This window comes from Pseudomonas sp. 1L-E-NC-VB-C3 (assembly GCF_057291535.1).
Genome location: NZ_JBXAWD010000002.1, coordinates 436,321 through 452,383 on the forward strand (window position 1 = coordinate 436,321; position 16,063 = coordinate 452,383).

The window sequence follows — 16,063 nt, forward strand, 5'->3', positions numbered from 1 at the left end:
TGGTGGCGGCGATGAAGTTATTGATCCGCCGTCTGCATCCCCGCCCTGCTCGATTTACCCAGTGCCTGGGCAAAAAACCGTCCGGCCTCGGAGATCAGGTTGCGGTGAATATCTTCGCGATCCACCCCGTCGGCATCGGTACACAACGCCGGCATGGAGAGGATCTGCTCTTCGGTGCACGGCGCCATGAACACGAAGTGCCCTGCTCCGGCCAGCAATTTGAAGTCCGGCGCGGTGGGCAGTTTGCGCGCCAGGGCGGCGGCGTTTTTATCGAAGGCCACCAGTTTGTCGCCGTCGCCGCTGTAGAGCAGCACCGGTACGTGCACATCGGCAAGGGTGTGGCGGCCGAACTTCAGGCTCAGTGGCGCCATCAGCAATAACGCGTGAACCCGTGGATCGGCCACTGGCTGCAAGTCGTCGCGATCGACAATCAGCTCGCCCTGGGTGTTGCAGGCATCGTGATCGTCCGGGCGTTCCTGGCAATAGCGGCGCAGACGATCCAGATCCGGTTGCGCCCCGGAAAGAATCAACGCGGTCTCGCCTCCAGCCGAATAACCGATCACACCAACCTGATCAGCATTGACGAACGGTGCCAGCATGTTGTCTGCGAGCGTCGCGGTGATCGCTTGGGAAATCTGGATTGGCCGGCCGTAGAGATTGCTCAACGTGCCAAGTCGGCTGTGGTCGCGCCAGTTGTCGCCGGGATGAATCACTGCCACCACGACAAACCCCTTGCGCGCCAGCGAGGTCGCCAGATCATGCAAGGCCAGCGGCGTGCCGGTATTGCCATGGGAGAGCATCAACATCGGAAAGCGGCCGATGGCGACCTTGGTGTCTTCTCCAGCCTCGACCGAGTAACCCTCAAGCAAACTCATATGCTCACGGTCACTGGACGGGTAAAAAGCGATGGCGCGCATCGGTTGCAAATCGAGCGGGTCGAGAAAGGTCATCTCGTGATAACCGACGCTCCAGACAGGGTGGCGCCCCGGTGCGGCCTGCACTGAATTCAGGCTGCCCAGCAGGCAAATCAGCAACAGTGCACAAAGATGCCTCATGAATGCCCCACCCTGTCGGACCACATCGTCGGATGTGCTGAAACTGCATAACCCGGGCCAGATTATGTAACAGCCAGAAACAAAAAACTCCGTAATCAGCCCTTGCGGAATCAGAATACAGAGTTTTTTGGGGATTGCCTGAACAGACGCTGTTCTTTACGCAAGCCTTACGCGGCGGCGAACAGTTGCTCGCTGATCTTCGCTTGCGCAGCGCTCATGGCGTTGTTGCGCACTTCTTCGCCATAGGCCAAACCTTCAGCGCGGACGATTTCGATATCGGTGATGCCGAGGAAGCCCAGTACCAGCTTCAGATACTCTTCGTGAGCGATGCCGCTGGCCTGACCGGCATGAATGCCACCGGAAGTCGACACGATCACCACTTTCTTGCCGCCGCACAGGCCTTCAGGGCCGGCTTCGGTGTAGCGGAACGTCTGGCCGGCGACGGCGACGCGGTCGATCCACGCTTTGAGCTGGGTCGGCACGGTGAAGTTGTACATCGGCGCGGCAATCACCACGGCGTCGGCAGCGATGAATTCGGCCAGGGTCGAAGCGCTCAGCTCGGCTTCGTGCTGTTGCGCAGCGTCGCGCAGTTCGGCGGTGGTGCCGGCGGCAACCAGCGTGGTCGACGAGAAGTGGCTGATCGCATCGGCGGCCAGGTCGCGGTAGGTGACCACGGCGCTCGGCTCGGCGGCTTGCCAGGCGTCGACGACTTGACGGCTCAACTGACGGGAAGCCGAGTTGTCGCCGAGAATGCTCGAATCGATGTGCAACAGTTTCATGTGGGTTCTCCTGAAAGAATCGCCGGCGGCGACGGAATGGAGACAATCCTACGCAACAAACCAATAGCTGATTAGTCGCCGACAATGCGATAGTTCGTCCCATTGATAGAACGACTGGAAACGCGCATGCAGGACCTCAACGATCTCTACTATTTCGCCAAAGTGGTCGAAGCCGGCGGATTTGCCGCCGCCGGGCGCTTGCTTGGTATTCCCAAGTCACGGCTTTCGAGAAGAATTGCCGAGTTGGAAGAGCGCCTCGGTGCACGTCTGCTGCAACGCACCACTCGGCAACTGAGCCTCACTGCCGTGGGCGAACGCTATTTGCGCCACTGCCAGGCGATGCTGCTGGAAGCGGAAATGGCTGACGAGGCCGTGGCGAGCATGTCCAGCGAGCCTCGCGGACGCTTGCGGGTGTCGTGCCCGACCGGGCTTGCCCATGAAATGCTGCCGACGGTGATCAGCGATTTCCTCGGCAAGTTTCCTCAGGTGCAGTTGGAGGTCGTCCTGCTCAACCGCCGGGTCGATCTGGTCACCGAAGGCATCGATGTCGCCTTGCGTGTGCGCGATCACGGCGATGAAGACCCGTTGCTGGTCACCCGGCGCTTGCGGCAGGCGCAAGCAGTGGTGATCGCCAGCCCGGCGTTCATGCAAGGCAAGACGATCACTCATCCGCAGGACCTGAAAAACCTGCCGGTACTCGGCGCGCTGGAAGCCGACCGCATGGTTCACGTCCGTCTGCTCGATCAGCAAGGCAAGAGCGTCGATCTGAGCATGGAAGCGCGGCTGGGCATTGATGACTTCGTGGTGCGCAAGGCCTGCGTGCTCGCCGGTCAGGGCTTTACCGTGCTGCCGATGATGTTCTGCGAAACCGAATTGCGTAACGGCACACTGGTGCAAGTGCTGCCGCAATGGTCATTGCCTGGCGGCTGGCTGCAAGCGGTGTACCCGCACAGGCGCGGGGTAATGCCAGCGGTGCGCGCATGGATTGATCACTTGGTCGAATCGTTCAATGCCTGCGGGGACAGATTTCTATGAAACAAGGAAGAATGAGCGAAGCCGAGGTCGCCGAGTTTTGTCTGGCTCTGCCCGGCGCGCGGGAAGATTACAAATGGGGCGGCGTGCGGGTGTTCTCGATTGCCGGCAACAAGATGTTTGCCTTGCAGGGGCTGCGAGGAGATTCGCTGGCGTTCAAGGTCGACAAGGATCTGTTTCTCGGCCATTGCGACCGCCCGGGGATTCATCCGGCGCCGTATCTGGCGCGGGCGCAGTGGATCATCATGCACCCGCCCTACCCGCTGGGTGCCGAGGAATTACAGGGTTTGTTGCAGCGATCGCATCAACTGGTGGTGGGCAAGTTGCCTAAGAAAACCCAAATCGGCCTGCTTTTGTAAGCACGCAAATCCTGTGGGAGCGAGCCTGCTCGCGAAGGCGGTTTGTCAGGCGACTCATCAGCGAGGATTGATCGTTCCCTCGCTCTGCGTGGGAATGCAGCCGGGGACGCTCTGCGTCCCAAAAGATCGCAGCCTTCGGCAGCTCCTACAGAGGTAAGTGTGTTCTTTAGATCAAAGACAACAGGTTGGAACCGAGGAAAATCTGGTCAATCCAGAACACCTGATGCAGCAACACGCTCGCCCAGAACAGAATCTGAAACGATACCTTGCGCGTCTTGTGTCGGAATACCTGCTGCGCGATCAAAGCACCCGGCCAGCCACCCGCCAGTTCTACCGCATGCAGTATGTTTTCCGGCGTGCGCCAGGCATCGGCGCGGGCTTTGCGTTTGTCGGCCCAATACAGAAAGAACGCCAGCACACTGACAATCCCGTACGCCGCCAACGGCACCCGCGAGATGCCGCTGAACCACATCGACAGCGAGCCGAACAGCGGCAGCGCGCAGACGATCAGCAGCACCCCAAGCTTCAACTTCAGATGCTGAAGGCACCCGCCTGAAGGTCGTCCCTCAGGGCGGCGCGAGCGGGAATCGTTCATGCCTTGGCCGCCGACCAGTCCACCCAGCCGAACTGCCAGGTCGCCAGAATGAAAAGGCCGAAGGCAATCCGGTACCAGGCGAACGCTGCATAACTGTGGCTGCCGATGAACTTGAGCAGGCCGCGTACAGCAATCATGGCGAAGATGAACGCCGTGACAAAACCAATGGCGAATACCGGGAAATCCGCCGGTACGAACAGGTCGCGGTATTTGTAACCGGAATACACCGCCGCACCGACCATGGTTGGCATGGCGAGGAAGAACGAGAACTCGGTGGCCGTCTTGCGCGACAGGCCGAACAGCAACCCGCCAATAATTGTCGAGCCGGAACGCGAGGTGCCGGGAATCATCGCCAGGCATTGCGCGAAGCCGATTTTCAGCGCGTCGGTCCAGCGAATCTCGTCGACGGTTTCCGCATGCACTTCATGCTGGCGCTGTTCGGCCCACAACATGATGATCCCGCCGATGACCAGCGCCGCCGCGACGGTAATCGGGTTGAACAGGTATTCGTGGATCAGATCGGCAAAAATCACGCCGAGCACTACGGCCGGCAGGAAGGCGATCAGCAGGTTGGCGGTGAAACGTCGTGCGCTCGGCTGGGTCGGCAGGCCGATCACCACGTCGAGGATCTTGCGCCGAAACTCCCAGACCACCGCGAGGATCGCGCCGAGCTGGATGATGATGTTGAACGCCATGGCCCGTTCGCCGCCGAAGTTCAGCAAATCGGCGACGATGATCTGGTGTCCGGTGCTCGAAATGGGCAAAAACTCCGTCAGCCCTTCTACAACTCCTAGAATCAGTGCCTGCAAGGCGGTCCAAAGATCCATCAATCCCCCAAAGAGCGATGCACGCGGGCATGCCCCGATAGTATTTTTTCGTTCACTGCGTCCAGCGTAGCCGGTAAAAGCTGTAGCGATTGCGCGCGCACAGGATCCACACGAAACGGTAAAAATTCCGTGAAATATCAAAACCGGATTCAGGTTTTCGCGCGCGGGGCCGAAATCCTAACAGACAAGCCTTAATAGCGCTCCCCGCGTTAGGCGGCTCAAGTCGCGCAATCGCGAGCCCACAGCGGTGGCTGGATGCTGGCGATCGTTTATTACAAGAACAAGAATCCGGAGTGACAGCGTTATGAACAGCTTGCGCAGTGTGTCGATCAGCCGACGCTTGTGGCTCATCTTGATCGTGGCGGTGGTCATGTTGCTGACCTTGGGCGTGCTGATGCTCAAGCAGATCCATGACGACCTCTACCACGCCAAGGCGCAGAAAACCCAGCACGTGGTGCAGACCGCCAGTGGCCTGCTCACCTATTACCAAGGTCTTGAGACCGCTGGCACCCTGACCAGGGATGCCGCGCAAAAGCAGGCGCTGACCGCGATCCGTGGCCTGCGCTACGACCAGAGCGACTACTTCTGGATCAACGACCTCACGCCCGTGATGGTCATGCACCCGACCAACCCCAAACTTGAAGGCCAGAACCTTTCGGCGATCCGCGACCCGGACGGCTTTGCGGTGTTCAACGAAATGGTCGCCATCGCCAAGGCCAAAGGCGCGGGCATGGTCAATTATCGCTGGCCGAAGCCGGGAGCGACTGATCCCGTTGCCAAGACCTCTTATGTAAAGCTTTTTGAGCCGTGGGGCTGGGTGATCGGCTCCGGCGTGTACGTCGACGATGTGCAAGCCGAATTCCAGGGGCAGATGATCAAGGCGTCGGCCATCGGTCTGGCGATTGCGCTGATCATGGCGCTGCTGGTGATTCTGATCGCACGCAGCATCGTCCGTCCATTGCAGGAAACCGTGAATGCGATGGCCAACATCGCCAGTGGCGAAAGCGACCTGACCCGCAGCCTTGATACCCATGGCAAGGATGAAGTCACCGAACTGGCCCATCACTTCAATGCCTTCACGGCCAAGCTGCGCCGAGTGATTGGTGATCTGCAGGTCTCGGCCAGCGCTTTGGGCCAGTCTTCCAGCGAGCTGGGTAACGATGCCTCGCAGGCGCAGCAGCGCAGCCAGCAGCAGTCGCAGCAGATGGAACTGGTGGCCACAGCGATCAACGAAGTCACCTACGGCGTGCAGGACGTGGCGAAAAACGCCGAACACGCCGCCGCAGAAATGCGCGATGCCGAAGCGCAGGCGCAACAGGGGCAGATCAATATTGACGGCAGCCTGCAACAGATCGACAAGCTCTCGGGCACGATCGATCAGGCGGTGGAAGTGATCCGCACCCTGGCGGCGGAGAGTACGCAGATTGGCAGCGTGCTGGAGGTGATTCGTTCGATTGCCGAACAGACCAACCTGCTGGCCTTGAACGCGGCGATTGAAGCGGCGCGCGCGGGAGAACAGGGTCGCGGGTTCGCCGTAGTCGCCGATGAGGTGCGCTTGCTGGCCCAGCGTACGCAGAAATCGACGGCGGAGATTCAGTCGATGATCGAGCGTTTGCAGAATCATTCGGAGGCTGCGGTGAAGGTGATCGGCGACAGCAGCAAGGCCTCGCAATTGACCATCGAACAGGCGGGACTGGCCGGAGCGAGCCTTAATGCGATTGGCCAGGCGTTACGTAATCTCAACGGTCTCAATGCGTCGATTGCCAGCGCTACGCTGCAACAGGCGCAGGTGGTTGAGGACATCAACCAGAACGTCACCCAGGCGGCCGGGCTTTCCCATAGCACCGCGTTGGCGGCTGAGCAGTCCAGTGCAGCCAGCCTGCGGCTTGGGCAACTGAGCGAACAGCTCAACGGGTTGCTGCGCCAGTTCCGGGTCTGACCGGTCACCGAGGTGAGCCCACCCCTCACCCCAGCCCTCTCCCCGAGGAGAGGGAGCAGATCACTGCGCTTTTCATGATCTGCGTTCGACGCGTTATTCCAGGTCGGCGTACCTCGACCAAACAACGCGATCAGTTCCCTCTCCCTCCGGGAGAGGGTTAGGGTGAGGGGCTTTTGATCGCAGATCACTGGGCGTTTGATGTTCTGCGTTCGACGCGATATTCCAGGTCGGCGTACCTCGACCAAACAACGCGGTCAGTTCCCTCTCCCTCCGGGAGAGGGTCAGAGTGAGGGGCTTTTGATCGCAGATCACTGCGCTTTTCATGATCTGCGTTCGACGCGTTATTCCAGGTCGGCGTACCTCGACCAAACAACGCGGTCAGTTCCCTCTCCCTCCGGGAGAGGGTTAGGGTGAGGGGCTTTTGATCGCAGATCACTGCGCTTTTCATGATCTGCGTTCGACGCGATATTCCAGGTCGGCGTACCTCGACCAAAACAACGCGGTCAGTTCCCTCTCCCTCCGGGAGAGGGTTAGGGTGAGGGGCTTTTGACCTGACTAATGCAGTACAATCCGCCCCCTTCTCAACTCCCCCAAGGATCACTCATGTCCGGGCTTGAACTGTTTGCCGCTGCCCTCGGTGTCATCGCCGTGTGGCTGACGGTCAAGCAGAATCCGTGGTGCTGGCCGATCGGGCTGGTCATGGTGTTGCTCTACAGCTGGATCTTCTTTGAGGTGAAGCTGTATTCGGACATGTTGCTGCAAGTGATCTACGCCGCGCTGCAGATCTACGGCTGGTGGCAGTGGACCCGCGCCGGGACGATGCATGACGGTCGCCAGGTTACCCGCCTCGATCCACGCTCGATGGTGCTCGGCCTCGGCGTTGGGGCGATCGGCAGTGTGTTGCTGGGCGCGGCGATGGCGCACTGGACCGACGCCGCACAGCCGTGGGTCGATGCCGCGCTCACCGGTTTCAGTCTGGTCGCGCAACTGTGGATGGCGCAAAAACGTCTGCAATGCTGGCCGCTGTGGTTCGTCCTCGATGTGATCTTTGTCGGCTTGTTCATCTACAAAGGCCTGTACCTGACCGCCGCGCTCTACGCGCTGTTTACCTTGCTCGCGGTGCAAGGCTGGCGGGAATGGCGTGCCGATCTGGCGTTGCGCACATGAAAGTCGTTGTTCTCACCGGCCCGGAATCCACCGGCAAGAGTTGGCTGGCGGCAGGGCTGGAGCAGCGTTTCGGCGGCGTGCGCGTTGATGAATATGTTCGTCGGTTCATCGAAGACAACCCACGCGACACTTGCCTTGCGGATATCCCTGATATCGCCCGGGGCCAGTTGCAATGGGAAGATCAGGCGCGCGCGAAACAGCCCCCACTGCTGATTCTCGACACCCACCTGCTCAGCAACATCCTCTGGAGCCAGACTTTGTTTGGCGCCTGCCCGGCCTGGCTGAAAACCGAGTTACTGGCGCGCCATTACGACCTGCACCTGCTGTTGTCCCCACAACAGATCGACTGGACCGAAGACGGCCAGCGCTGCCAACCGGATCTTGCGGATCGCTTGGCGTTCTACGAAGCCACCCGCGTTTGGCTGATCCAGCACCAACAGCCGTTGCAAGTGATCGAAGGAAATTGGGCCGAGCGCCAGACACAAGCCTTTGCGGCGGTCGAGCGTTTGCTGTCCAGATAAGCCGCCCGGCGGCTTTTAACGCAAAACTGTCCGTTTTTGAAACACTCCCGACCGCGCAAAGGCCCCGCCCAAGCGTCATTCATCATTGCGTCACGTGATCTGTTACGCCGATGAAACACCTCGGCGCAAACCCTTGTTCCAGAGCTTTCCGGCGCCCATTGCCCCGCAAGCGATCCGCCCTGTGTTTCAGCGCTGAAACAGTGCCCGCAACAGGGAACTTCCCAGAGCATGTAAGTCGTTGAAATAACGAGATAATTCAAAACCGGCACAGCTTTCGCTCTCTTCTTCACAACGCTGAATAACCCAGCCCACTGAAGAAGGAATTGCAGCCGTGGGGAATTTCAATAAAGGCCTGACCTGCCTCCTGCTGATCGGATCAGCCGCCAGCGCTTTGATCAGCGTCAGCGCCCAGGCTGAAGGCAACGGCGTGATCGTCCTCAACCGCGACGTTCAACCCGTCGCGATCGGGCGCAATGGCGGCAAAGACCCCTATCCGACCACGGTCAACGCCAACCCTTCGGCGCGGATCAACCAGACCCTCAGCAGTACCGAACTCACTGACGGTGATTTCGCCAGTGTCGCCAGCGGCTCATCGATTCGCGGCAACATGACCACGCCCAGTTCCAACCTGCCCGGCATGAACACCCTGACCAATCAGAACGGCCTGCCCGGCATGCGTACTGGCAGCGGCGGTGGTTCTGGCGCCTCGATCTCCAACACGGTCAACCGGGCGATGAGCACCGGGCTGGCGCCTCTGACTCGTATGGCCGGAGGCCAATGACATGAATCGCACCCTGCTGCTTCTCGCCCTGCTCGGCTGCACCAGCGCCATGGCCGATTCGGCTTCAGTCAACAAGGCAAACATTCAGGATTCCGGCGCTCAGTATCGCGGCAACTTCAATGTCAACCAGGCTGCCGGTGACCAGATGCAACAAGCCAACATCAAGGCGATTGCCATCGGCACCGAAGCCCATGCCACTACCAGCGTCAGGCAGACCATCGACACGCCCGCCAGCCGCGCCATCGACGCGAGCGCCAACATCGGCGGCAACTCTTTCAGCAATGGCAACGGCATCCTCGGCGTGAACCAGGGCGCCGGTGCCAACAACCAAATGGCCAACGTCACGCGCGTCAGCATCAGTGCCGGCCCGCAGAGCGTTGACGACAGCGCCCTTTCACAACAGAACGTGGCGTTTTTACCGAGCTCAGGAGCAACTGGTACCTCAATCGGCAGTCGCCAGGTCACGACAAGTGATCAGGCCTTCACCGGCAGCCGCGGGGTAATCCAGGTGAACCAGAGTGCCGGGGTGGGGAACCGCATGGCTAACACCCTGAGCATCCGGGTCGCAGACTGACCCAAACAAAAAGCAGTGCAATTAGAAAAGTCCCAACACTTAACCAACTAATAAGCACGACGGAGAAACAACCATGAAACCTACAATGGCTCTCAAACCACTGGTTTTCGCACTCGCAGCAGTGATGGCAATGGCAGCACAGGCTGGCGGCCGTGGTGACAACAACGGTCATGGTAACGGGCACGGCAACGGTCACGGCCAGCCACAAGGTCCGAATCTTGAACAACTGCTGCAGATCACCGCAGGCGCCGGCGCCGCTGTACTCGACGCACAAAACAGCGACGGCAACGTGGTGAAAAACCAGGGCACCCTGAACAACGCCAATGCCAGCGACTCGCTCAACGGCTCCAACGGCAACATGGGTGCCAACGTGGCGGGCGGCGACGGCAACCAGCAGGACAACGCTGCTGCACTGGCCACCGCTGACGAAAGCTTCATCTTCGGCAATGCTGTTGCCGCCTCGAGCGCGACTCAGGTGAACAACAACAACTATGTGAAAAACTCTTCCACCTTCAACAACGCCAACCTCACCAATACTGGCAACAACGGTTCCGGCAACATCGGCATCAACGTGACCGCCGGCAACTTCAACCAACAGAAAAACAACCTCGCCATCGCCGTTTCCGGTGGTCGTGTAGCGCAGGCTGCCGCCTCTGCCAACCAGTCCTCGACTGGCCTGGTCGTGGAAAACAAAGGCGTGCAGGCTTACAAAACCGACACCCTTACCGGTACTTATGCAGCCGCTGGCGTGTTCAAAGCCAAAGGCACTGCGACCATCGAAGACGACAACGACCATGGTGGTTGGGGTAACCGTGGCGGCGGCCATGGCGGCAACGATGATCAGAAAGCCAAGTTCGAAGCCGTGGGTACTTTTGGCCTCGCTGGCGTCACCACCCAACAAGTGTTGACCAAAGATGGCTGGAAAACTCCTGTCGTCAACAACGCCAACATGACCAACTCGATGAACAACTTCTCCGGCAACGGCGGAGCCAACGTCTCGGCGGGTGTGGGCAACCAACAAAGCAACTCGCTGTCCATCGCCGCAGGTTGCAAAGCCTGCATGTAATCGCGATCGAAACGAAAGCCCCGGCAACGGGGCTTTTCCTCGGTTCCACAAGGCGTATTCGATCATGCGGACTCCTGCCCTCCTCGCTCTGCTTTGTCTGTGCGGCCTGACTCAGGCGGCCCAGATGCCCGTGGCTGCCCTGCCGGGTGGCGTGCTGGTTTACAAGGACGTGCAAAGCATTCGTGAGCGCAAGTTTGCCGACATCGTCGAACAGAAAACCGACTTCAGCTGCGGCGCTGCTGCACTGGCGACGGTCCTGCGCCAGGCCTATTGGCTCGACGTCGATGAGGAGCACATCATCAAAGGCATGCTGGTCAACGCTGACCAGGACCTGGTGCGAACCCAGGGTTTCTCCATGCTCGACATGAAGCGCTACGTAGAAAGCATCGGCATGCGCGCCCGTGGCTACCGGATCCCGCCCGAGAAACTCGAAGCGGTGACCATTCCGGTGGTGGTTCTGATGGACATTCGTGGTTACAAGCATTTCGTCGTCCTGCAGCGTTCGGACAAGGATTGGGTCTACATCGGTGACCCGGTTCTCGGCCACAAGCGCTACAAGCACGACGACTTTGTCAAAGGTTGGAACGGCATTGTCTTTGCCATCGTCGGCCCCGGTTACGACAAGGCCAACGCCTTGCGCAGCCCTCCGGTGCCGCTGACGGCGAAGAACTCGCTGGACAGTTTCAACCCGGTCAAAGATGCGGAATTGATGGATTTCGGGTTCATTCAGAGCGACTTCTTTTAATCGCCGAGTTAGAGAATGGGACTGGATGTCCCGGGAGCAGCAGATGAAAAGCTCATACTGGCTGGCCGCCGCCTGCCTGGCAGCGAGTGCGTCAGGTTTAGCCCATGCCGGATTCAAACCCATCGAAATCAAGGACCAGGAGCTCGCCGAGCTGCGCGGTCGTTACGTCATGCCGGGGCGGATCATCAGCTTCGGCATTGTCATGAGCAGCACTTGGCGCAACGCCAGCGGCGACTTGATCGGGGCCGCGACCTCGATGCAGATCCAGGCCGCAACCGTCAAACCGGAATTCTACGTCTCGACCATCAAGGAGTCGGGCAACGGCGGCGCCCTCACCGCAGGCACCGGCAGCGTAATCGGTGGCGCCGGCCTCAACAGCAGCCAGGGTGTGACGCAAAGCGTACGCGCCGCCGGCGATGGCAACACCGCCAACAACAACGTCGCGATCAACGTCAGCGAAGCCAGTCAGGCGCCGGCACTGGTCCCGTCGCAAGGCCAGGCCCTTATCGCCGGACAAACCATTACTGGCAGCAACGGCGCCGGCAGTGTCGCGGTTTCAGCCAATGGCGGTGGCGTGCAAATGGCCATTCAGGCCAGCGGCAATCAAGGCACGGCACTGCAACAAGTCGCCCAGGGCGGGCTGCTGCAGAACACCCGATTGCTGGGCAGCGCCAACGTGGTCAACAACCTTACGCAACTCAACGTCGTACTGAACAATAACGGCAGAAGCGCCGGTGCACTGGATTGCAACCTGACCCAACTCGGGGCCCTACGCAATATCGGATATTGAACTACGCTGAGTCTCGATCATTGGGCTTAAAGGGACGGCTTATTCATGTATCGATCAGTATCACTGCGTGCCGCAGTGTGTTTGAGTACCCTTCTCCCGGCGGCAATGCTGCAAGCAGCACCCGACGCCGATGTAGAAGCCCTGAAACGGGAACTTCTGGAACTGAGACAACGATACGAACAACAACAACAAGCGCTGGCGGTACTTGAACAACGGGTCCGCCAGGTAGAAGAAACACCCGCGGCCCCACCGCCAAAACGACTGGCGAAATCGCCGTCCGACATGAAAGGCAATCGCGTCGCCGCCGGAGCCGCCACAGGCACCGGTGCGGCCGCTGCATCGGGAGGCGCCGCCGGGGGCAGTGGCGCTTCCTATGGCCAATCGCTGGCCGATGATTCACAACCGGCGCAGAGCGTTTCCAACCTGTATGACGAAGCCAGCGGTTTCTTCGGCGGCGGCAAGTTCAGCGTGGAAACCGGCCTGACCTATTCGCGCTACGACACCCGCCAGTTGATCCTCAACGGTTTCCTTGCGCTGGATTCGATTTTCCTCGGCAACATCAACCTCGACCGGATCAAGGCCGACACCTGGACCCTGGACCTCACCGGCCGCTACAACTTCGATAACCGCTGGCAGTTCGACCTGAACGTGCCGGTGATCTATCGCGAGTCGACGTATCAATCCGGCGGCGGCAACGAGGGCGCGGCTGGCGTAACAACAGAAGAAACCGTCACCAAGGATCCAACCATCGGCGACGTCAACTTCGGTATCGCCTACAAGTTCCTCGACGAATCGGTCAACACCCCGGACGCCGTGGTCACCTTGCGCGTCAAGGCGCCGACCGGCAAAGACCCGTTCGGCATCAAACTGCGCCAGACCGACGCCAACTCCAACCTGTTCGTCCCCGACACCCTGCCCACCGGCAACGGCGTCTGGTCGATCACGCCGGGTATCTCGCTGGTCAAGACGTTTGACCCGGCGGTGCTGTTCGGCAGCCTTTCCTACACCCACAACCTCGAGGAGTCGTTCGACGACATCAGCTCTACGGTCAATCAGAAAAACCCGGGCAAAGTGCGCATCGGCGACAGCTTCCAGATCGGTGCCGGTATCGCCTTCGCGCTTAACGAGAAGATGAGTATGTCGTTCTCGGTCTCCGACCTGGTGCAGCGCAAGAGCAAGCTGAAACAGGACGGCGGCGATTGGGAATCGGTAGTGTCCAGTGATGCCAACGCCGGTTACTTCAACGTCGGCATGACCATTGCGGCCACCGACAACCTTACGATCGTGCCGAACTTGTCGATCGGTATGACCGATGATGCGCCGGACTTCTCGTTCAGCCTGAAATTCCCGTATTACTTCTAAAAGCAAAAGATCGCAGCCTTCGGCAGTCCCTACATTGTTCCGTGTAGGCGCTGCCGAAGGCTGCGATCCTTTGATCTGTCGGCTTTTCGCTGCTGGTGCAACTCGCGACCACTTATCGGAAATACGTCCGCACCTGTCAGATCTGACAGGTGCGCCCTACCGCTGAATCCGCTTACATGACTCCAGCGCCTCGCACCGTGCAACAGGCCGTAATGGAGCATCGACATGAACCAGACGCCGGATGAAAACCGCATTCTCGCTCTGAATCCACCCTTTGTTTTGAAACAGGCCGTTTTGAAGGATGGGGGCTACGACGGTGGCATTTCGCTCGAGACCGTCGAAAATGATTTGCTGATCATCGTAGATCCGTGGGTAGGGATGGCGATGTATGACAACTGTAAAATGTATTTTGATGGCGTGGAGGTTGGGACAATTCCGGTCGATGAAAGCAACTTGAATAAGCGGCTCGAATTCAAAGTCCCCAAGGGTCAAGTCACCAATGGCGAAGCACTGATCGTTTACACCGTACAGCGCTTGGGTCAGGACCCGGTTAGCTCCGAGCCGGTACGGCGTGTGTGGGTCCAACTCACACAACCAGGTGGCACCGATAGCGACAGCGAAGAAGGCAACTCCGGCCTGATCTATACGCTTAGTCCGGATCCGTCCAATGGCGTGAATGAGGATTTGGCCCGGCGGGGAATCCGCATGAACATCGTACCCTATGAGAACATCGCCATCTTCGACACCATTCGGTGCCGTTGGGGTGATCAGGTGGTGACGTACTACCCGGTCACCAGAGAGCAGATCGACGATCCGGTCAACCATCCGATCTTCGCTACCTTCACCGAGGACGTCATCAGGGCGCAAGGCAACGGCAACAATATCGAAGTGAGCTATCAGGTCGTCGACCGGGTGGGTAATCTGCCGGATCCGAAGGCGCGGTGGGCGAAAATCACTTACGTCTCGGTGGATCTGAACAATCGCTTGCCGGCGCCGACGATCTGGGTCAACGGCCAGAACGTCACCACCATCGACCTGAAGGTACTGGGCACGAGCGATGCCGCTGCCCGGGTTTACTTCACAGGCCCCGACTACCAGGCTGGTGACAAGGTCGTCCTGACCTGGTCCGGCACGACGTCTGGAGGACAGCCCGTGACCGTCGGCCCGCTGGAAAAAACTGTCGACAGCGTGCCCGGCCATCACGACTTCCCGATCCCGAACGACAAGATCACAGCGATCGTCAACGGTTCGGCCAAGGTCGGCTTTCAGCTGCTGCGCGCCGGCGCACCTGCGCGCCCCTCCAATGACATTGTGATCGCGGTCACCGGCGAAGCCAGTCAGTTGAAACCGCCAACGGTTGTGCAGGCGCCCGATTACAGGCTGAACCCGAATCTGCATCAAAGCGGATTTACCGTGGTGTTTGACACTTCGACGTTTGGCGCCAATCACGAAGTGCAACTGGAAATCGCCGGCGGACCCGGCGCCGGCTCAGTGCCTCCCCAGCACAAGCCGGTGGCGGGACAGTCGAAAGTGCAATTCGATATCGATTCTTCTATCACCGGGGCAAATCTGCAGCGCAGTGTGGAATTGAAATACAACTTGATCGTCAATGGCCAGCCGACGCCTGTGCAGAGCGTGACGTTGTTGATTGGCGAGTTGCTGCAATCGAGCATGCCGATGCCGAAACTTGAGGGTTTTGATGGTGAGGTGCTGGATGTTGGAATGCTCAACGATGACACGAAGGTTTTGTGTGAGGCTTGGCCATTTCAGCAGGCGGGATTACCGATCTGGTTAAGGTATGTGGAGACGTTCACGAGTGGTGGAGAGCGCGTCAAGGAGCAGTTTGTCGGGGCGGCGCATGATCAGGGAGGGGGGCTTGATTATTTGGCTGAGGTGGAGTGGTTGCGCGGGTGTAAGGCTGATTCGAAGTTGGCTGTTGTATTGAAGGTGGGATTGCATGCGGGGGCGGTTGAGACTGACGCGGTGGCGTGTCGGGTGAGGAGTTATGGGGTCAAGGCTGGGTTGGATGATTTGACTACGTTTGATGGCTATGACTGGAATCATTGGGCGCATTCCACCGGGAACGAGTCATCTAAGATATTACTTTCTGAAGATGAATATTTTGTTGAGTCCATCCCAAATCATCAGAATCCGGCCCACAATACCGCCTATATCTCTAAGTGTTATCAGAAGATCGATACCGGCGCTGGATTTGAGTTTAGTTTTGATTACCGCACGCCCAACTCTAAAATCATAGTCTTTAAGCAAAATGGTCAGTCAGTGCTCGGGGAAGAATTGGCTGCATCTGATTTATGGCAATCAAGAACAGTGAGGTTTAATGTGGTGGAATCTCTAACGCCGAACATTCTTTTACTGTCCTTTCTTGTAGAAGGGTACGGAAGGCCTATCCACTTAAAGAATCTGAGATTGAAAAAATTATAACCATTATCTAGACCTGTATTTCGCAATTT

The 16,063-nt window shown here is 58.9% G+C and carries 16 protein-coding genes; 12 read left to right on the forward strand and 4 right to left on the reverse strand.

The window, feature by feature from the left end; translation table 11 throughout:
* Positions 1 to 17: 17 nt before the first annotated feature.
* Positions 18 to 1,055, reverse strand: coding sequence for an alpha/beta hydrolase family protein (locus AC0Z5Z_RS05315; RefSeq protein WP_485610813.1), 1,038 nt, complete (start codon positions 1,053 to 1,055; stop codon positions 18 to 20).
* Positions 1,056 to 1,222: 167 nt separating this feature from the next.
* Complete coding sequence (locus tag AC0Z5Z_RS05320; protein WP_016774691.1) at positions 1,223 to 1,834, reverse strand: FMN-dependent NADH-azoreductase; 612 nt, start codon at positions 1,832 to 1,834, stop codon at positions 1,223 to 1,225.
* 126 nt (positions 1,835 to 1,960) lie between these two features.
* Here AC0Z5Z_RS05320 and AC0Z5Z_RS05325 point away from each other — a divergent pair, with 126 nt between their 5' ends.
* The gene (locus AC0Z5Z_RS05325) at positions 1,961 to 2,869 is read left to right on the forward strand and encodes a LysR substrate-binding domain-containing protein (protein WP_056785936.1); all 909 of its coding nucleotides are present in this window, start codon (positions 1,961 to 1,963) and stop codon (positions 2,867 to 2,869) included.
* Positions 2,866 to 3,225: an MmcQ/YjbR family DNA-binding protein gene (locus AC0Z5Z_RS05330; protein WP_110645259.1), complete on the forward strand. Its 360-nt coding sequence runs from the start codon at positions 2,866 to 2,868 to the stop codon at positions 3,223 to 3,225. Before AC0Z5Z_RS05325 ends, AC0Z5Z_RS05330 begins: the two co-directional genes overlap by 4 nt.
* A gap of 166 nt (positions 3,226 to 3,391) precedes the next feature.
* Here the strand turns inward: AC0Z5Z_RS05330 and AC0Z5Z_RS05335 are convergent, their stop codons facing one another.
* Together AC0Z5Z_RS05335 and AC0Z5Z_RS05340 are read right to left on the reverse strand one after the other, a co-directional pair.
* On the reverse strand, positions 3,392 to 3,820 hold the full coding sequence (locus AC0Z5Z_RS05335; protein WP_485610814.1) for a DUF1294 domain-containing protein: 429 nt from the start codon (positions 3,818 to 3,820) through the stop codon (positions 3,392 to 3,394).
* Positions 3,817 to 4,647 carry an undecaprenyl-diphosphate phosphatase gene (locus AC0Z5Z_RS05340; protein WP_016774688.1) on the reverse strand — a complete coding sequence of 277 codons (831 nt, stop codon included), beginning with the start codon at positions 4,645 to 4,647 and terminating at the stop codon, positions 3,817 to 3,819. The genes AC0Z5Z_RS05335 and AC0Z5Z_RS05340 overlap by 4 nt, the downstream gene beginning before the upstream one ends.
* A gap of 304 nt (positions 4,648 to 4,951) precedes the next feature.
* Here AC0Z5Z_RS05340 and AC0Z5Z_RS05345 point away from each other — a divergent pair, with 304 nt between their 5' ends.
* From AC0Z5Z_RS05345 to AC0Z5Z_RS05390, 10 genes are all read left to right on the forward strand, one after another.
* A complete protein-coding gene (locus AC0Z5Z_RS05345; RefSeq protein ID WP_095179989.1) occupies positions 4,952 to 6,586 on the forward strand; it encodes a methyl-accepting chemotaxis protein in 1,635 nt (544 codons plus the stop codon).
* 603 nt (positions 6,587 to 7,189) lie between these two features.
* The gene (gene pnuC, locus AC0Z5Z_RS05350) at positions 7,190 to 7,753 is read left to right on the forward strand and encodes a nicotinamide riboside transporter PnuC (protein WP_485610815.1); all 564 of its coding nucleotides are present in this window, start codon (positions 7,190 to 7,192) and stop codon (positions 7,751 to 7,753) included.
* Positions 7,750 to 8,274: an AAA family ATPase gene (locus tag AC0Z5Z_RS05355; RefSeq protein WP_485610816.1), complete on the forward strand. Its 525-nt coding sequence runs from the start codon at positions 7,750 to 7,752 to the stop codon at positions 8,272 to 8,274. The genes pnuC and AC0Z5Z_RS05355 overlap by 4 nt, the downstream gene beginning before the upstream one ends.
* 331 nt (positions 8,275 to 8,605) lie before the next feature.
* The gene (locus AC0Z5Z_RS05360) at positions 8,606 to 9,055 is read left to right on the forward strand and encodes a hypothetical protein (RefSeq protein WP_056785923.1); all 450 of its coding nucleotides are present in this window, start codon (positions 8,606 to 8,608) and stop codon (positions 9,053 to 9,055) included.
* A 1-nt stretch (position 9,056) separates the two neighbouring features.
* Positions 9,057 to 9,629, forward strand: coding sequence for an adhesin (locus AC0Z5Z_RS05365; protein ID WP_485610817.1), 573 nt, complete (start codon positions 9,057 to 9,059; stop codon positions 9,627 to 9,629).
* Positions 9,630 to 9,702: 73 nt separating this feature from the next.
* Positions 9,703 to 10,695: a hypothetical protein gene (locus AC0Z5Z_RS05370; protein WP_056785920.1), complete on the forward strand. Its 993-nt coding sequence runs from the start codon at positions 9,703 to 9,705 to the stop codon at positions 10,693 to 10,695.
* Positions 10,696 to 10,759: 64 nt separating this feature from the next.
* On the forward strand, positions 10,760 to 11,440 hold the full coding sequence (locus tag AC0Z5Z_RS05375) for a C39 family peptidase (RefSeq protein ID WP_024012915.1): 681 nt from the start codon (positions 10,760 to 10,762) through the stop codon (positions 11,438 to 11,440).
* Between the two features lie 43 nt (positions 11,441 to 11,483).
* Complete coding sequence (locus tag AC0Z5Z_RS05380; protein WP_252876272.1) at positions 11,484 to 12,230, forward strand: hypothetical protein; 747 nt, start codon at positions 11,484 to 11,486, stop codon at positions 12,228 to 12,230.
* 45 nt (positions 12,231 to 12,275) lie between these two features.
* Positions 12,276 to 13,592, forward strand: coding sequence for a hypothetical protein (locus AC0Z5Z_RS05385; protein WP_056785917.1), 1,317 nt, complete (start codon positions 12,276 to 12,278; stop codon positions 13,590 to 13,592).
* 225 nt (positions 13,593 to 13,817) lie between these two features.
* Positions 13,818 to 16,034, forward strand: a complete 2,217-nt coding sequence (locus tag AC0Z5Z_RS05390; RefSeq protein WP_485610818.1) for a hypothetical protein — start codon at positions 13,818 to 13,820, stop codon at positions 16,032 to 16,034.
* Positions 16,035 to 16,063: the final 29 nt, after the last annotated feature.